Annotated in this window: 13 protein-coding genes and 1 riboswitch; of the genes, 5 read left to right on the forward strand and 8 right to left on the reverse strand. The window is 42.0% G+C overall.

Going from position 1 to position 15960, the window contains the following annotated elements; all coding sequences use genetic code 11:
- Positions 1–136: 136 nt before the first annotated feature.
- Both rtp and QRX25_RS09200 read right to left on the reverse strand, forming a co-directional pair.
- Positions 137–505, reverse strand: a complete 369-nt coding sequence (rtp, locus tag QRX25_RS09195; protein ID WP_014470319.1) for a replication termination protein — start codon at positions 503–505, stop codon at positions 137–139.
- Positions 506–768: 263 nt separating this feature from the next.
- Positions 769–1485, reverse strand: coding sequence for a 3-ketoacyl-ACP reductase (locus QRX25_RS09200; protein WP_212101549.1), 717 nt, complete (start codon positions 1483–1485; stop codon positions 769–771).
- Between the two features lie 130 nt (positions 1486–1615).
- On the opposite strand from QRX25_RS09200, the gene QRX25_RS09205 reads away from it, so the two are divergent.
- Both QRX25_RS09205 and QRX25_RS09210 read left to right on the forward strand, forming a co-directional pair.
- Positions 1616–1921 carry a DUF948 domain-containing protein gene (locus QRX25_RS09205; protein ID WP_212101552.1) on the forward strand — a complete coding sequence of 102 codons (306 nt, stop codon included), beginning with the start codon at positions 1616–1618 and terminating at the stop codon, positions 1919–1921.
- A 65-nt stretch (positions 1922–1986) separates the two neighbouring features.
- Positions 1987–2742, forward strand: coding sequence for a hypothetical protein (locus QRX25_RS09210; RefSeq protein WP_212101556.1), 756 nt, complete (start codon positions 1987–1989; stop codon positions 2740–2742).
- A 207-nt stretch (positions 2743–2949) separates the two neighbouring features.
- Here QRX25_RS09210 and QRX25_RS09215 read toward each other — a convergent pair whose 3' ends face one another.
- From QRX25_RS09215 to QRX25_RS09240, 6 genes are all read right to left on the reverse strand, one after another.
- Positions 2950–5538, reverse strand: a complete 2589-nt coding sequence (locus QRX25_RS09215) for an ABC transporter permease (RefSeq protein ID WP_212101559.1) — start codon at positions 5536–5538, stop codon at positions 2950–2952.
- Positions 5535–6218, reverse strand: coding sequence for an ABC transporter ATP-binding protein (locus tag QRX25_RS09220; RefSeq protein WP_065981637.1), 684 nt, complete (start codon positions 6216–6218; stop codon positions 5535–5537). Before QRX25_RS09220 ends, QRX25_RS09215 begins: the two co-directional genes overlap by 4 nt.
- 94 nt (positions 6219–6312) lie before the next feature.
- Positions 6313–7299, reverse strand: a complete 987-nt coding sequence (locus QRX25_RS09225) for a sensor histidine kinase (RefSeq protein ID WP_212101562.1) — start codon at positions 7297–7299, stop codon at positions 6313–6315.
- Positions 7300–7684: 385 nt separating this feature from the next.
- The gene (locus QRX25_RS09230) at positions 7685–8932 is read right to left on the reverse strand and encodes an RbtT/DalT/CsbX family MFS transporter (protein ID WP_212101565.1); all 1248 of its coding nucleotides are present in this window, start codon (positions 8930–8932) and stop codon (positions 7685–7687) included.
- Positions 8933–8999: 67 nt separating this feature from the next.
- Complete coding sequence (locus QRX25_RS09235; RefSeq protein WP_212101568.1) at positions 9000–10466, reverse strand: FGGY-family carbohydrate kinase; 1467 nt, start codon at positions 10464–10466, stop codon at positions 9000–9002.
- 18 nt (positions 10467–10484) lie between these two features.
- On the reverse strand, positions 10485–11486 hold the full coding sequence (locus tag QRX25_RS09240) for a 2-hydroxyacid dehydrogenase (protein WP_212101571.1): 1002 nt from the start codon (positions 11484–11486) through the stop codon (positions 10485–10487).
- A 121-nt stretch (positions 11487–11607) separates the two neighbouring features.
- Positions 11608–11700, reverse strand: a riboswitch (SAM riboswitch).
- A 146-nt stretch (positions 11701–11846) separates the two neighbouring features.
- Here QRX25_RS09240 and QRX25_RS09245 point away from each other — a divergent pair.
- The 3 genes from QRX25_RS09245 to QRX25_RS09255 all read left to right on the forward strand — a co-directional run bounded on the left by QRX25_RS09245 (position 11847) and on the right by QRX25_RS09255 (position 15602).
- On the forward strand, positions 11847–13901 hold the full coding sequence (locus QRX25_RS09245) for a molybdopterin oxidoreductase family protein (RefSeq protein WP_212101574.1): 2055 nt from the start codon (positions 11847–11849) through the stop codon (positions 13899–13901).
- 83 nt (positions 13902–13984) lie between these two features.
- Positions 13985–14269, forward strand: a complete 285-nt coding sequence (locus QRX25_RS09250; protein WP_065981644.1) for a hypothetical protein — start codon at positions 13985–13987, stop codon at positions 14267–14269.
- Between the two features lie 1252 nt (positions 14270–15521).
- Positions 15522–15602 carry a YjcZ family sporulation protein gene (locus QRX25_RS09255; protein WP_076983235.1) on the forward strand — a complete coding sequence of 27 codons (81 nt, stop codon included), beginning with the start codon at positions 15522–15524 and terminating at the stop codon, positions 15600–15602.
- The last annotated feature ends 358 nt before the right edge of the window (positions 15603–15960 follow it).

Here is a 15960-nt window from a genome sequence, read left to right on the forward strand (position 1 = left end):
TTTTTATGTTATCATGTCAGGACTCGATGTCAAGTTTGAGGTTTTATTAAATGTATTGTCCCCTGCCTGTCATTATGTATAATGAATCACAGAACACACCGTTTGAACCCGGGAGGCCGATGTGTTCCGGACGGATTTAAAAATTATCGGAAATGGCTTTTTCTATCAGCTTTTTGCAGCGGTCGAGCTCAACTTTCAGCTGCTTTTTGTAAAGCTTCGCAGCTTCATAGTCTTTAAATTGATAGAGAACGACTTCCTGGAGTTTGGCTCCTTCTTTTTTGACTTTTACCTGCTTTAAAATCCCGTCGTCCAAAAGTTCATGGAGTGAACGGTACACCTCGGTATGATTCGGCTTAAAACCGATGGGTTTAAATTCAGAGCGCAGCACCTCAAGAAGCTTCAGTCCGTAAAGCCGTTCCTGCTCTGTCATCGTAATCATGTAAAGCTTTAAAAAAGCCCTTTGTTTCACTAAAAAACCGGTTGAACTTCTTTTTTCTTCTTTCAATATGTGCACACCCTTCCCTCTAACAAATTATTCCATGTACTAAATATTCTCTTTATACCCCGTTTTTCCTTTTATCGCGCGAACAGTTTGACTCGTGTTTATTTGTTTTTTGGCAGCGGGGAAAATAAACCGAATGAACATTTGGTACATAGTTCATTTAGTTTAATTATAACTGTTCTCGGCCCCTTTTTCACTTCTTTTGCCTGTTCATTCGGTTTGCGGAAATAAAAAAAGACCCGTCATGAAGACAGGCCTCCTTTTGTTTAAGGATTTGTTGACCACAAACCGGCAGTTTTGATAAAAATACGCGGATGTAATTTCAATTGAGCAACCATATATTCTGCAAGATCCTCAGGCTGCATGACTTTTTCCGGATTGCCGTCTGTCAGATTTAATTCAATAGACATGTCGCTGGCAACCGTGCTCGGAGTCATTGCGCTGACACGGATATTGTGTTTTCTGACTTCCTGCATGAGAGATTCAGTCAAGCCGAGAACGGCAAATTTTGAAGCGCTGTATGCGCTTGTCGCCGCGGCGCCTCTTTGGCCTGCCGTAGAAGAAATATTAATGATATCTCCTGATTTTCTTTCAATCATTTCAGGAAGAACAGCGCGTGTCACATGGTATACACCCATTACATTGACTTGAATGATGTCTTCCCACTCTTCAGGCGTAAGATCCAAAAATCCGCCAAATTTGCTGATTCCGGCATTGTTAATAAGAATATCAACCTCACCGAGTTCTTCTTTAATAGAGGAGACGGCTTGTTCAACCTCTTTTTGTTTTTTCACATCGGCAGCAGCGAAGGATGCCTTTACACCAAGGGCTTTCACTTCTTCTGCAACCTTTTCGACATTTGCTTCAGTGCGGCCGATTAAACCGATATTGACTCCTTCTTTGGCTAAAGCAATAGCGGCGGCGCGTCCGATTCCTCTGCCCGCGCCCGTGATAAGAGCCGTTTTGTTCTGTAAGCTTTCCATGTCTTTCACCCTTTCTGAATGTCCTTATGTACGATTTCACATTATAAGCAGAAAAAAAATAATTAGCAAATAAAATGATTCAACACTCTCCATAAAGGGTATCAGCAGAGAAAAAAGGAGTGAAAAAGAGATGATCATCATCTTGTATATCAGTGCTGCCGTGGAGGCTGCCGCATTGATTTATTTAGCCGTATCCGCCGTGCGTTTTAAAAGAAACACAAAGCCGGATATAAACAAGATCAACGGGACAGCAGCGTCCATGCAGACGTCCGTTGAAGAAATCAAAACAGAAACCCGTCTGTTATCGCAAAAGCAGAAAGAACTGCAGGAAGACTTTCTCACTAAAAAAACAGCCATGCAAACAACGGCTGCCGAAGTTAAAGGAACGCCTCACGTCCTGAAAATGCTCTGGAACGCCGGAAAAAGCGAAATATGAGCCTGCATGTCGTCCGCCGTATTTGATGACACTATAAGGAACTGATGGATTCAAGGAGGCGTAACATGATATGCGACCGTGAGCGGCTTTCGCTTTATTTGCAGAAGCTTAAAACACTTTCGTTTTCAGGAGGATTTACAAAGGCGGATTTGCTGACTGCGAATTTCCATTTAGCCAAGGACGGAGATCTGGACATGTATTATTCGCCTCATAATGAATATATCAATCCGCACGCAGAGGTTGCCATTTCCGGAATTACACCCGGTTTTTCTCAGATGCAGCGGGCTTACAAAGCAGCGGCGCATCTTTTAAAAAGGGGTGCATCTCTTGAGATGATAGCATATGAGACAAAAAAAGCGGCCGGCCTTTCCGGTTCAATGAGACAGCACATCATTGAAATGCTTAATGAATGCGGACTGCCGGCCGCGCTTCACTTTGAGGATTCATCCCAGTTATTTGACGCGAAACGGGAGCTGCTTCATACAACATCTGTTATCAAACACCCTGTTTTTTATAAACACAAAAACTATACGGGGCATCGGCCGACAATCAGCAGGTCGGCTCTCCTCAGCCGTTATGCGCTGAAATGTTTTCCGGATGAAATAGAAATGATGAAAAAGGATATTCTGCTCATCCCTCTCGGCAAAGCGGCAGAAACCGCCTGCCGCACGCTGAAAAAGAACGGCAGGATGGATCATGCGGTCATTTTAGAAGGCTTTCCGCATCCGTCCGGTGCAAACGGACATCGTTTTAAGCAATTCAGAGAAAATAAACAATCGTTACAAGAACAAATACAGCGCTTTGCGCAACTTATTCAATAGGGATCTGCCGCATGCCCGTCAAGCTATTATTTTGAATTTACCTTCAAAACGAAATTTTTATCCTCTACAGTTATTTATGTAAGTTCGGCTCATTTTTTTCGTTTTGGGGTAGATTTTTCATATTCCTTCCTCAGTTTATAGAAAGTCGTCTTATTTGTGAGGTCACCGGCTTTTGTATCTTATTCAATGAGATCTTCCGCCCTCACCCTATATATTCTCCTGCTTCAGTGCTTCAATAATGTTTTCCTTTTTTATTTTTGTGCTGGAATTTAGCATCGCGGAAATAACGATGACAAATACGGCAGCAATAACATAAATAATACTCATCCAGGGAAAGATGAATCCATAGCTGAATTTGTTCATCATTGACCTATAGATCAAATACATCACGGCAAAGCTGATTGGAATCCCGAAAATCAGCGCCTTCATTCCATAAAAAATACTTTCATAGTTCATCATTTTGTTAAAGCCTTTTGGCGTCATTCCAACAGATTTCAGCATCGCAAATTCTCGTTTTCGAAGGGATATGCCTGTTGAAATTGTATTAAAGATATTCGCAATCGAAATCACTGAAATTAATGCAATAAACCCATAAGAAAATACTGACATTAACATTACCATCTGTTCGTTTTGTTTTCGATATTGATACTTATTTTCAACATGCAAATTATGATCTTTCATTTTTTCAATTTCTTGTTGTGTTTTCATCGGATTCGAGCTTTTCAGGAATAGATATGTGTAAATCTCATCCTTCATCTTATCGTTAATCAATTGATCCATGACTTGTTTTGACGAAATAATATTTAATCCGCCTACCACTTCTGAAAAAATCCCCATAGGATATTGATCTGTCAGCGCAGCTATTTTCACTTTTTTTAAATTTACTTCTTTTTCTGATCCCCCATCTGTATAGGTTAAGCCAATACTTTGGCCAGGTTTCGTATGAATGGCCTTCGTTTCGACATATTTTTCTGTTTCCATATCTTTATAATAGTTTGTGTCAATCACGATGGCAGCTAAATGTTTCGGATCCGTCAGCTGTTTGTAATCTGCGCCAACTGCTTTTGCATAAGCCTTCAGATTCGAATCATTTAATGTATTTATCGTAATATTGTAAGGATATTTTCCATCCTTAAGCCTGCTCTTATCCTTATTTACTATTTCTTTCAATTCACGGGAGATTGACGTCTCTTCGATCCAAGCATTCACGGTTAACTCGTTAACTATACTGTATTCCGTCACGTCATGTAGGTTTGCAATCGTTTGAATCGATTGATCAGCTAATTTTCCATAGTTATTCGATACTTGAATATCATAATTTACACCATCTTGTGAGAGTTTTAAGGATTCTTTCAAATTGGAGGTGAAAAATGAGACGACTAAAAACAAAATGATGCTAATCACAAGTGAAAATACGGTTGCATGGTATCTCCGTTTGTTTCTTTTTAAATTTTTCAACCCTATCTCAGCTTCAATTCCGAAAAGCTTGCGAACGAACTTTGACGTTTTCACTGTTTTGCCTGTAAGCTTCACATCGATTGTTTGCCGAATTGCATCAATGGCGGTAATCTTAGATGCTCTTACGGCAGGAAGATATGTTGAAACAAAAATCGTCAACATGGAAACAGCACAGGCAATCAAGAGCGATAATGGCGTGATAATCATCGTTAACTTCTCAGTAATCCCCAAAGCTCCTTGAATGAGGGAGTTAATGAACCGAAAGGTAATTCCGATCCCGGCAAGCCCGCATATAATTCCAGCGGGAATACTAATTAAACCAATGATCATTCCCTCAAAAAACACTGAATTTCTCTTTTGGCTTTTCGTAGCCCCTACACTTGCAAGCATGCCTAAGTGACGGGAACGTTCCGAGACGGAAATTGCAAAAGCATTATAGATTAACGAAACTGAGCCAATCATAATAACTCCAATAATGATGACTGATAATGGAAGAATTGTGCTCCGCACGCCGGGTTTATTGCTGATGCCGTAATAATGAAGTAAGTCATAATTAAATTGAACAGATTCGATTTTGTTTTTCTTCGCTATATTTTCGGCGTGAGCAAATAAGGAATTATTCACTTTTTTTAAGATAACTGCAACATTGACTTGATCGTTTGCTCCTATTATGGTTTCATCCACATAGCTGATCACTGTATATCCCGGTGCCCAAGTTGGTTCCCATATTGGACGTTTTATATAGCCTACAACAGTATAATGCCTTGTGGTTTTACCTTTTAATGTTTCAGTCACTTTACCATTTTCCATTCGTAATGATTTAGATTGATCTAATGGATTGTCGCTGCCTTTAATGAAACGTTCGCCAACATCAAGAGTTACATGCTCACCGATCTTATATTCTGCCTTTGCATCTGAAGCAATGGCCTCTGAAATAACGATTTCATTTGCTGTTTTCGGAAGACGGCCCTTGCTCAATTCAATCGGAGATTTTTTAAAACCTTGTGAATTGTACGCTTTGATAAATAAATAGGGTTTGTTTGTATTCTGCCCCCCTTTTAAGGAGGCATAGCCGAGATCTTTGGAAATCACCGCCGCTTCTGTTTCGTTATCATTTTTTATCTTTTGAAGCTGTTCCTTATTTACATTTTTATAAAGAACATGCCACTCCCCTGAATCTGCAATCGTTTGTCTTTTCATTAAGTCAAAAAAAGAGAAACCGAGTGTTGCAACGGCAGTTAACATGGCAACTGAAATAATGACACCAATGATTGTCACAAGCGTTCGTCTCTTATTTTCTTTCAAATGTCTGACTGTCAGTTTATTTACGATGTTCATCGGCGGATCACCTCATCTTTGGCAATCCTTCCATCTTCAATTGAAATGACCCTGTCAGCTTGCAAAGCAATTCGTTCATCATGGGTAATGACAATCAGCGTCTGATTATAGGTTTTATTAAACATGATTAATAAGTCAATGATTTCTTTACTATTTTTACTATCCAGATTACCGGTCGGCTCATCTGCCAGCATAATAGCGGGGCTGCTAATCAGCGCTCTTCCAATCGAGACTCTTTGCTGCTGTCCGCCGGAAAGCTGATTAGGCAGGTGGTGTAAACGATTTTGCAGATTCAACGTTTTCACGATATCATCAAACTGCTTCTTATTGACCTTATGTTTATCAAGCAAGAGCGGCAGCGTAATATTTTCTTCAACTGTCAGTACGGGGATCAGATTGTAAAATTGGTAAATCAAACCGATTTGTCTGCGTCTGAAGATTGCCAGCTGTGTTTCATTCAAGTTATAAATGTCCGTGTTCTCAACCAGGACTTTTCCGCTTGTCGGGCGATCCACACCGCCAAGCAAATGCAAAAGCGTTGACTTTCCCGATCCGGATGGACCGATAATTGCGACAAATTCACCTTTTTTGACTGAAAAAGAAACATCATCAAGCGCCTTTACCGATGATTCACCTTTTCCATATATTTTAGACAGATGTTCGATGTTTAAAATGTCCATTTGTAAAACCTCCATACTTAGCTTGATGGATTTATTTTATCTGTCTAAAATGACTTTCAAGTGACTGTAAAAGTGACAATTTAGTCACTTATGGTTAAATCACCTGTTTATAAAATTTAATCCGAAACTTCGTGCCTTTTTCACTGTCACTCGTCACATCAATAACTCCGTTTTGACTTGTTATAATGCTATAAGCCATAGAAAGGCCGATGCCAATGCTGCCATCAAAGGCATTTTTCCCTTTATAAAAGCGTTTAAAAATATACGGTATATCTTCCTTTAGAATTCCTCTGCCATTATCGGCAATGATAATTTCAGTAAACAACGCATTTTCGGCGAAGGAAATGGAAATCTTTCCGCCCTCATGAGTGTGCTCCACACAGTTTTTCAAAATATTGATGATCGCTTCAGCTGTCCAATTGAGATCGCCCCGAAAAGTAACCATTTCTTCCCCCTTGATTGAAACCGTTTGCTCTTTAATATCCATAGGAATCAATACAGGCTCTAACGCCTTTTGTATAAGGTTTTCTGCCTTTATTTGCTCTTTTTTGAATTGAACAGTCTTTGCATCAATTTTCGAGAGTTTTAATAATGAAGAAACAAGCCAATCGATTCGTTCAAGCTGAATACGGATATTTCGAGTGAATTCTGTTCTTTTTTCATCAGACAAATCAGGGTCACTTAATAAATCTGCCATCACCATCATGGATGTAAGCGGCGTTTTAAGCTGATGGGATATATCAGAAATGGCATCTGTCAGCTGGATTTTGTCTTTTTGCAAAAGAGATCTCTGCTCTGACAGCATAAGCGTCACTTTATAAATATCATTCTTTAATATACTAAGCTCTCCTTCTTGATTATCTCGAACATCAAGAGAATAATCCCCGCTGCTAATTTGACGTAAATAGATAGAAAGCTTTTCGATCTCGTTATATCTCCACCGTGTAAATAATAAAGCGCTCCCAATAAGCATTTTGAGAAAATCAATCAAATATAGCAAAAAAATCGGTAAATTACAATAAAGCGAATCAAACATTCTGTTGAGCCGCTCACAATGTTGAAACTTCGTGATGAGCACCATCGTCTCGCAGATTTAAAGAAACTTCGCGTCCTGAGTTTCTGACCTCAGCCGGAATTTAATCGATCAGGCTATGTATATTACAGTTGAAATTCCAGAAACAGAAGCTGTCTTATTCGAGCTCGAGAAATATTGCTTTTGTTAATGGCAACGGAGAAAATCGTATGGGTCTGCGGAAAAGGCACAGAAGCCAGAGTATATGTTCGTTTACAATTCACTTAGGCATGACGGATTTTCAATTTATTATCTAAGAAAGCAGATCCTTGTTCAATTGAGTTTTAATGCTGCAACTGTGTGCCTGAAAAACGCTGAACAAGAAAGCAGTCTCAAATCTCCCTCTTGGCATAAGCTCTAACAAAAAACGCCCCGAAGGTTCGGGGCGCTGCAGTTAAGATGCGTATTCAGGCAAAGCGTCATTTTGTTTCGCCGTTTTTTCTTCAGGGATATGTATCCATTTTGTCAAAAGTGCACTTGCAAAATATAGCGCCGCGAAAATCCATACGACACCTTGTGCGCCGACAAGACCGATAAATGCCCAAGCCAGCGCCGGGCCGACAAACGCTGACAGGCCGGCAGCCAGATTTAATACAGACATGGCCGCCCCCTTATCTTGGCCAGCTGCTGTCGGGACAATGGCTCCAATCGGAACGAATCCGGCAAGAAGGCCTCCCCAAATAAAGCCGATAATACTGACGAAAAGCAAGTTCCCATGTGATATAACAGGAGCGTAATATAATAAAAGGGTAAAAATGCCGCAGCCCACTCCTCCGAACCACATGACGGTCTTTTTCCAGCCGAATGCATCGCCAATCACGCCAAAAATTAAATTGAATACGATGTTGCCTAGAAAAATCGTTCCCCAGATCTGCAGCCATACATTTGTAGAGATGCCGTGCTGCGCCATATGCATAGGAAGAAAAACCGGAAAACCGTATGTTCCGATGCTGTTAATGATTCGAACGATCCCTCCCGAAAGCACACGCGGATTTTCAGCAAGAATGGTGATTCCCTTCATTAATTCATGCGCCTTTTCCTGCTTATCTGCTTTTTTCTTTTCAAAGCGGTCCCTATTTAAAATCAATGCAAAAAACGCGCCGAGGCATACCCAAAAAATCGAACTCCAAAGGGTATTCAAATAGCCGAATGATTTGATCGCCCAGCTTGAATACCACGCGCCGAACACAAACATGCCGCAGCAATAAGCAATCCAGAACCAGCCGACCGCCGTACTGAGCTTGTTTTTTGGCGACCGGTAAATCACCCAAGTCAAAAAAGAATAGGCAAACAGCGGATACCCCAGCCCTTTAATAAAATACGTGACATACATTACCGGCAAATTAAGATATTCAAATCCGTATGCGATAAACGCGGCTGTTCCGATGACGTAAAATAACAGCCCCATAAACATCGTCCGCTTTGCCCCGAAGGCTTCGAGGCAGACGCCTGAAAACCAAGACGCTGCTGCAAGAGAAATACCGTAAACCGTAAACAGGGACGCTGATTGCTGAACCGTCAAGCCGTTTTCAATTAAAAACGGACTGAGCCAGCCTTGTTCAAGGCCGTCTCCCATCATAAACAGCACAACTCCCAAAAACCCCCAGGCAAGCTGTTTCGGAATTCCTATTTTATTAAGCATTTTTTGTTCCTCCTCTGCAGACTTTCATGTTGTCATTAATCATTCAGAAATATATCCCAGCCCCGAGTCAGGCTTTCACCGCCGGCTGAAAATGCGTAAATAACCTTTGCGTATGTTTCCATTCTTCATATAGGAAGAGATCCGTCTGATCCGATTCCGGTTCAATAACCTTTGTGCGGCTCGAAAGCTCTTCTTTCACACCGAGAGCCTCGTTGCAAATCACCGCCGCCCCCATTACGGATGCCTGACTGAAGCCTTCTCTCTTATAAATCTTCTTTTGCAGAAGGTTAGCAAGAAACTGTGTTAATGCATCACTTTGGAAACCGCCGCCGCACACCTTCACATCATTTTGTGAAAAGGAAGTTACCTCTGTTAACGCCTCATAGTTCCATTTGATTGAAAAAGCAATTTCCAGCAGTGCGGCTTTGACAAAATGCGCTCTGCTTAAATTATGGGACAGCGGGGCATCAAAAATAAATCCGCCTTTTGCAAGTGCGTTTTTCTCAGGCGATAAATAGGAGCCTAACGCAGAAACACAGGCATGATCATATTTCGGCAGCTTTGCGATTTCCTGTTCCATGACGCCGTAGGATTCATTCGGATAAAAAATGGATTTTAATTTTTGATAATTGAGCCCGGTTACACCCGGATTTGTTTCTAGAAGCCATTGACCTTCTTCTGTGTGGCAATTCAGCCATGCTTTCTCTAAACTTTCAGTTCCGGCCTCCGCCGTTATCTTTGTAATCGGCGTTGTCGTGCCGGATATGATGACGATATCCCCCGGCTTTGCACCCGCACTTTTGATGGCAAGCTGTGTGTCTCCTCCGCCTGCAATCACAGGCACTCTTTCCGGAAGGCCGAGAACCTCCGCTTTCTTAAACGTTAACATTCCGACAACCGTCCCAGAGCGGACGAGTGAAGGAAGAATGGAAGAAGGAACACCGAAGATATTGCATAATTTTTCGGACCACGCTTTTTTCCTTACGTCAAACAGCAGCGTCTCGGCAGCCTGTGACGGTTCATAGCTCAAAATTCCGCTCAGCTCAAATGTCACCCAGTCACTGATGCTTGTGATATACGCCACTTCTTTCCATAATGACGGCTGTCTTTCTTTTAATCCCACAAGTTTCATTGCGGAAAATAGAGCGCTCGGGAGACGTCCGGTTTGCTGATGCACTTCATCTTTTAATTCAATTCCGCTTTCCCATTCGCGCCCTCTGTTATCAATATTGGGCAGACCGAGAAATGCTTTTTTATCTTTATTGATCAGAACAACTCCCTGCCTCTGGCTTGTTGAGGTAATTCCGATTAATGTAATATGAGGGCTTTTGGCAATAACCGTCCTTGCCATCGCGCTGATTTTCGTCCATATTCTTTCCGGCGAGAAATAGCGGCCGTCTGGATAAAGCGGCTCCGTCACATATTCAATGTCTTCCCTTTCTAGTGCGGTCACTTCGCCGCCGGCAGTCACAACCGCGACTCGTGCATTCCCCGTCCCGATATCAAATACAAGGTAGCCTTTTTGTCCGGCCATTACAGATTCCTCCTTTTGCTATCCCTTTGTTACAAGTTCTCTTTTGTTATAAAGTTCACGTATTGAGCAGGTTTGATCTTTTTTCCATTTGAAAAGCGCATCATTTAAAATTCTCACATGATGATCCTCCACTTCAAATGTTGCTCCCGCTAAATGGGGAGTCGCTAACACATTCGGCAAAGAGATCAATTCATAATCAGAAGATTCAGGCGGTTCGTGATAAAATACATCAAGGATCGCTCCTTTAATCCGCCGTTCTTTCAACACCCGCAACAGCTCTTCCCTGTCTGTTACCGCCGCTCTTGACGTATTGACAAAAACAGCTTCTTGTTTCATCAACTGAAAGTGCTTGGCGCCGATAAGGCCGATGGTTTCTTCTGTGCGCGGCAAGTGAACGGAAACAATATCACTTTCAGAAAATACCCGTTCCATCGTCGTTTTTTCATACTCCCGGTTTTCATGATTGACAAATGGGTCGTAGTACAGCACCTTACAGTCAAAGGCGGCCAATAGCCGGGCGATTCTCTGTCCAACAGCTCCGAAACCAATAAGGCCGACTGTTTTTCCCGTCAGCTCATATCCTCTGAATTTGACGTAAGCCTGCAAATAATCACCATTCCATTTCCCATCCTTCAGCCACTGATGAGAAGAATACGTATGACGCAAAAATGAAATCACATTTCCGATAAACAGTTCAGCAACGGCCTGGGCATTTCGGGCCGGTGTAAAGAAAACAGGAATCTTTCTTTTATTCGCCGCCTCAATATCCACATTAGACGGCATCCCTCTGCAGACGCCGATAAAAGCGGAATCCGGCAATATGTCAATGACACGCTCAGATACCTCATCAAGTTCAGTAATAAGCCCCGCCGCATTTGTCTCTTGGATCATCCGGATTAATTCGTCTTCCCGATAAGCCCGGCCGTGCTTCTTCCACGGCCTGTGCACAGTCCGGCCGAACAGCTCTGTCAGCTCCTTCAGCCCCTCATCGTGATATGGTGCGGTAATTAAAACCGTCATGGTGCAAAACATCCTTTTCACATAAATTTTTCCACAAAAAAATCTCTTTCCCCGAAGAAGGAAAGAGATTCATATACCGTCTTTATCCGCTTGAAGCGCACAAATATGTATAGATCATTCTTTCCTATCTTTCAAGCGTACGCTTGCTGGAATTGGCACAATAAATGTTGCCGAGGTTTCATAGGGCCAGTCCCTCCACCTCTCTTGATAGAAAATAAAATGATGAAATTGTCAGGCTGTTTAAAAGAATAAACCCATCATAGAAAAGTCTTTCTTGGATGTCAACACTTTTTTCTGAATTGACGTTCGATTTCGAAATGTTATAATGCTTACAATATAAAAAAAGAGGAGAAATGGGCTATGAATTCTGCAGCAGAACAGCCAAACGGGGTCTTTAAGTCGGTGTGCTCACTGGACTGTCCCGATCAATGCGGTTTGCTTGTGACAAAAAAAGACGGAAAAATCGTAAAAATTCAGGGAGACCCCGATCACCCGGTCACATCAGGGAACATATGCAACAAAGTCAGACACATGGCTGAGCGCATTTATGATGAGAAGCGTTTAACAGCTCCGTTAAAACGGATCGGTGAAAAAGGCGAAGCCAAGTTTGCGCCTATTTCTTGGGAGGAAGCGATCAATACGATCAGTGCGCGCTGGAAAGAGCTGATTGCCGAAGAAGGAGCAGAAAGCATTCTTCCGTACAGCTTTTACGGCAATATGGGAAAACTGGCGGCAGAGGGAATGGACCGCCGTTTTTTCCATCGTCTCGGGGCGAGTCATCTTGAACGTACGATCTGCAGCAAAGCCGGATCTGAAGGCTATAACTATACAATGGGAGAAGGCGCGGGTACTGATCCTGAGGAGACCATCCATGCAAAACTTTTTATTTTTTGGGGAATCAATGCTGTCAGCACAAATATGCACCAAGTTATGATTGCTCAAAAAGCCCGGAAAAAAGGAGCTAAAATTGTCGTTATCGATGTACATAAGAATCAAACCGGCCGGCTTGCCGATTGGTTTATTCCCATTCGTCCCGGCACAGATGCCGCACTCGCTCTCGGTATCATGTATGTCTTATTCGATGAGAACCTTCACGATGAAGCATTTCTCACAGAATACACTGAAGGCAGCGAAGAATTAAAAGCGCATGTCAAACAGTATGATCCGGAAACGGTTTCTGTTATTACAGGCGTTAAAGCCGACGATATCAGACGTCTTGCGAGAATGTACGGTGAAACCTCCCCTTCCCTTATCAGGATCGGAAACGGCATTCAGCATCATGACAATGGCGGAATGATCGTCCGCACCGTTGCCTGTCTTCCGGCTGTAACAGGACAGTGGCTCAACACCGGGGGAGGCGCAATCAAACATAACAGCGCGGTATTAAACTATAACAGACAGGCGCTACAGCGTCCTGATCTGCTATACGGCAGAAAGCCAAGATCATTTAATATGAACAGGCTCGGAAGCGTTCTTTTAGAAACAAATCCGCCCGTGCGCTCCCTGTTTATATACGGCACCAATCCCGCAGTGGTTGCGCCGGAAGCGAATAAAGTCAGAAAAGGCCTGCTGCGGGAGGATTTATTTACAGTCGTTCATGACTTATTTTTAACGGAAACCGCCAAATATGCGGATATTGTGCTCCCTGCTGCATCTGCTTTTGAGACCACGGATTTTTACACGTCTTACTGGCATCATTTTATTCAGCTGCAAAAACCGGTGATCGAACCGTATGGAGACAGCAAATCGAATACAGAAGTGTTCCGTTTGCTTGCCGGGGCGATGGGTTTTACCGAGCAGGAGCTTCAGGATTCTGATGAAGAATTAATCAAACAGGCGCTGGACTGTCCCGACAACCCGTATATCGAGGATATTGATTACGATTCGCTCTCACGCCATTCCTTTATGAGAGCCAAACGGAAAAAACCGCTTTTACCGGGCAAGCTCAAGACACCAAGCGGAAAGATTGAATTATATTCTGAAAAGATGAAACAGGAAGGTTATCCGGCGCTGCCGACGCACATTCCTCTGAAGAGCGATGACGATTTTCCGTTTCTATTTGTTCCGGGACCGAATCATAATTTCTTAAATTCAACATTTTCGAATAATGAAAAACACGTAAAACTGGAAAGGGCGCCAAAACTTTTTATTCATACAGAAGATGCTGCCCGCCTAAACATAGAAGACGGAGAAACCGTCAGGGTTTGGAATCACCGCGGTGAATGTGAATTGACAGCTTCAGTCGGCGAACAGGTCCTTCCCGGCGTTGCAGTCAGCCAAGGTCTTTGGGCCGACATGGATGATAAAAAACAGCTGGTCAATTCACTCACTCCCGATCGGCTTGCAGATATGGGCGGAGGCGCTGTTTTCTTCTCCGGAAAGGTGCAGATCGAAAAGCTCGGAAAGCAAAAATAAGCTCCCCCCGTCTTACTGAAGGTGAATCCTTTCGGCGGATTTGACCGTATAAAACATAATAACTTTTATTGGAGGTTTGCTGTATGGATATCATTACCGGCATCGGAATCGCTTTAGCCGGATATTTCATAGGAGACGGATTAAAAAACTTTAAATCACCTGACCCTCATGAACACACTGACCAAATTCTCATTAAAGAAAAAGATCTGTACTTCTATATTGGCTATTATTTAGGAGTTACTAAGGAAGAAGCGAAACAAATCGTGCCTGACACTTCCGGCATTCCGCACATTACCAGAAACGGAAAGCGGTACGTACAAAAGACTGCATTAAGAGAATGGCTGACTGCCATGCTGGAAAAAGATTAACACCTGCCACGAAAAGCGGGAAGAGTTTTTCTCTTCCCGTTCATTAAGACATGCCGTCCTATGTCTCCTCAACCCCAAACATACACCGGATATCGTCCTTATTTAAGGAAACACCCCCTCCTTTTGATTTCAAATAAAACCCTTTCTTATATAATCGTATGATCTCACCATATGAAAGCTCATGACGAAGGAGCGCCATCAAACGCCCGTCTTTTTCATCCTGTTTATTGAACCATTCATACTGTTCTGACCAGTTCACTTTCTGCATGTCAAACACCTTCTCACTTTGGATTCAGCTTTGAGTCCCCTACTATTTCTCTTACCTGTGATATCTTTGTTTCCTAATAAAGTATCCTTCAAACTTTTCCAAGGGTTTTGCATCCCTCTCCCCTGTGAAAACCAACCGTAAATCCTTTTGTCATTCGTTCAAAGTTAGGCTCATTAATAAATGTGAAAGTGCAATTTTGCAGGTTGTACTTCTCGATTAACTCTTTCTCCGTCATGCTTACACTCTCTATATTTTATTTGCAAAAATGTATATTATGTATGCAACGGAATAGTATCATGAGAGACTGGTTTTAACTATGTTCAACTAATGGTAATGAGCAGTTAGAATACTGAACTTAATGCGTTTGATACATTATAATCTTTTTCTGCAAAAGAAACTGTTACTCTATGTACTTTTTTAGAGTCTGCAAACATAAAAATTATTTGGCTAAAATTCAATTTTTCTCGGCCACAATTAAGTCAAGGGCTTTAAAACAGTCTATATCTATCCCATTTCCAAATAGTTTTTCACACTAATAGGTACAACGCATCTTGCTTTGTAAATCTTGCTTTTTGGGTGATATATTATGTCGCTTGCAGTATGACTTAATAGCTGTTTTAAAGTAATCTTTTTAATTCATTCGTAATCCCTTCTTCGCTTCTCCGTTATGATGAACAGAATACACATCCATATTTTAACACACTGTGATTTAGCAGACTGAACGATTCGTGCACCCAGCTTCTAGCCGGTTACATACCCTTTCTTGTAGACACTCTCTACATAAACAGTCTAGTTTCCAACTTTTGTTTTTTCTCATTATCTTCATTGTATTTTCAGCTTATTTTCCGTTTGAGTAAACCTTTGGTTACCATCCATCACTTGGATAAAATAATCATTTTGAGTTCAAATAGACCGCAATCCCTGTCGAAAAACTTCGATTCAGCATAACTTGTATTAATCCTCTCAAGAGGGAGGTGAGACATTATGTATGGGAATTCCTTTGCATTGATTGTGGTGCTGTTCATCTTATTAATCATCGTTGGTGCAGCCTTCGTGGGCATGTAAGACCTCCCCTCTCCGCCATGAACAGTACCTCCTAGTTCGGACAGACGCCATAATAAGTTTTTATGGCGTTTTTTCATGTTGTTTTTGAAGCTTACGTTAAGCTATTTTTCCCAATAGTCCCTCTCATCCTTTAGAGTTAATCCATTCAGATGAAACAGGCTTGAAATCAGTGTTCTCTACACTTACACATACGTGTGAAAGCTTGTCTAATCCAGTTTCATCACTATGCGTATGCCCGAGAAATTATAATTATTTACGTTGATTAAAATTTCCCTCTGCCTCGCCATAAGAAGCTTTGAATGGTGATGTAACTTCCTGCTCTCCAACCTGCAAATATTGACGTCGGAAATGCGACTGC

The organism is Bacillus sp. L381 (assembly GCF_030284525.1).
Lineage (GTDB): Bacteria > Bacillota > Bacilli > Bacillales > Bacillaceae > Bacillus > Bacillus amyloliquefaciens.

Excerpts from the sequence above, each read along its gene's own strand:
- QRX25_RS09200 (WP_212101549.1), bottom strand. The coding sequence starts at position 1,485 with ATGGAAAGCTTACAGAACAAAACGGCTCTTATCACGGGCGCGGGCAGA.
- QRX25_RS09205 (WP_212101552.1), top strand. The coding sequence starts at position 1,616 with ATGATCATCATCTTGTATATCAGTGCTGCCGTGGAGGCTGCCGCATTG.
- QRX25_RS09210 (WP_212101556.1), top strand. The coding sequence starts at position 1,987 with ATGATATGCGACCGTGAGCGGCTTTCGCTTTATTTGCAGAAGCTTAAA.
- QRX25_RS09215 (WP_212101559.1), bottom strand. The coding sequence starts at position 5,538 with ATGAACATCGTAAATAAACTGACAGTCAGACATTTGAAAGAAAATAAG.
- QRX25_RS09220 (WP_065981637.1), bottom strand. The coding sequence starts at position 6,218 with ATGGACATTTTAAACATCGAACATCTGTCTAAAATATATGGAAAAGGT.
- QRX25_RS09225 (WP_212101562.1), bottom strand. The coding sequence starts at position 7,299 with ATGGTGCTCATCACGAAGTTTCAACATTGTGAGCGGCTCAACAGAATG.
- QRX25_RS09230 (WP_212101565.1), bottom strand. The coding sequence starts at position 8,932 with ATGCTTAATAAAATAGGAATTCCGAAACAGCTTGCCTGGGGGTTTTTG.
- QRX25_RS09235 (WP_212101568.1), bottom strand. The coding sequence starts at position 10,466 with ATGGCCGGACAAAAAGGCTACCTTGTATTTGATATCGGGACGGGGAAT.
- QRX25_RS09240 (WP_212101571.1), bottom strand. The coding sequence starts at position 11,486 with ATGACGGTTTTAATTACCGCACCATATCACGATGAGGGGCTGAAGGAG.
- QRX25_RS09245 (WP_212101574.1), top strand. The coding sequence starts at position 11,847 with ATGAATTCTGCAGCAGAACAGCCAAACGGGGTCTTTAAGTCGGTGTGC.
- QRX25_RS09250 (WP_065981644.1), top strand. The coding sequence starts at position 13,985 with ATGGATATCATTACCGGCATCGGAATCGCTTTAGCCGGATATTTCATA.
- QRX25_RS09255 (WP_076983235.1), top strand. The coding sequence starts at position 15,522 with ATGTATGGGAATTCCTTTGCATTGATTGTGGTGCTGTTCATCTTATTA.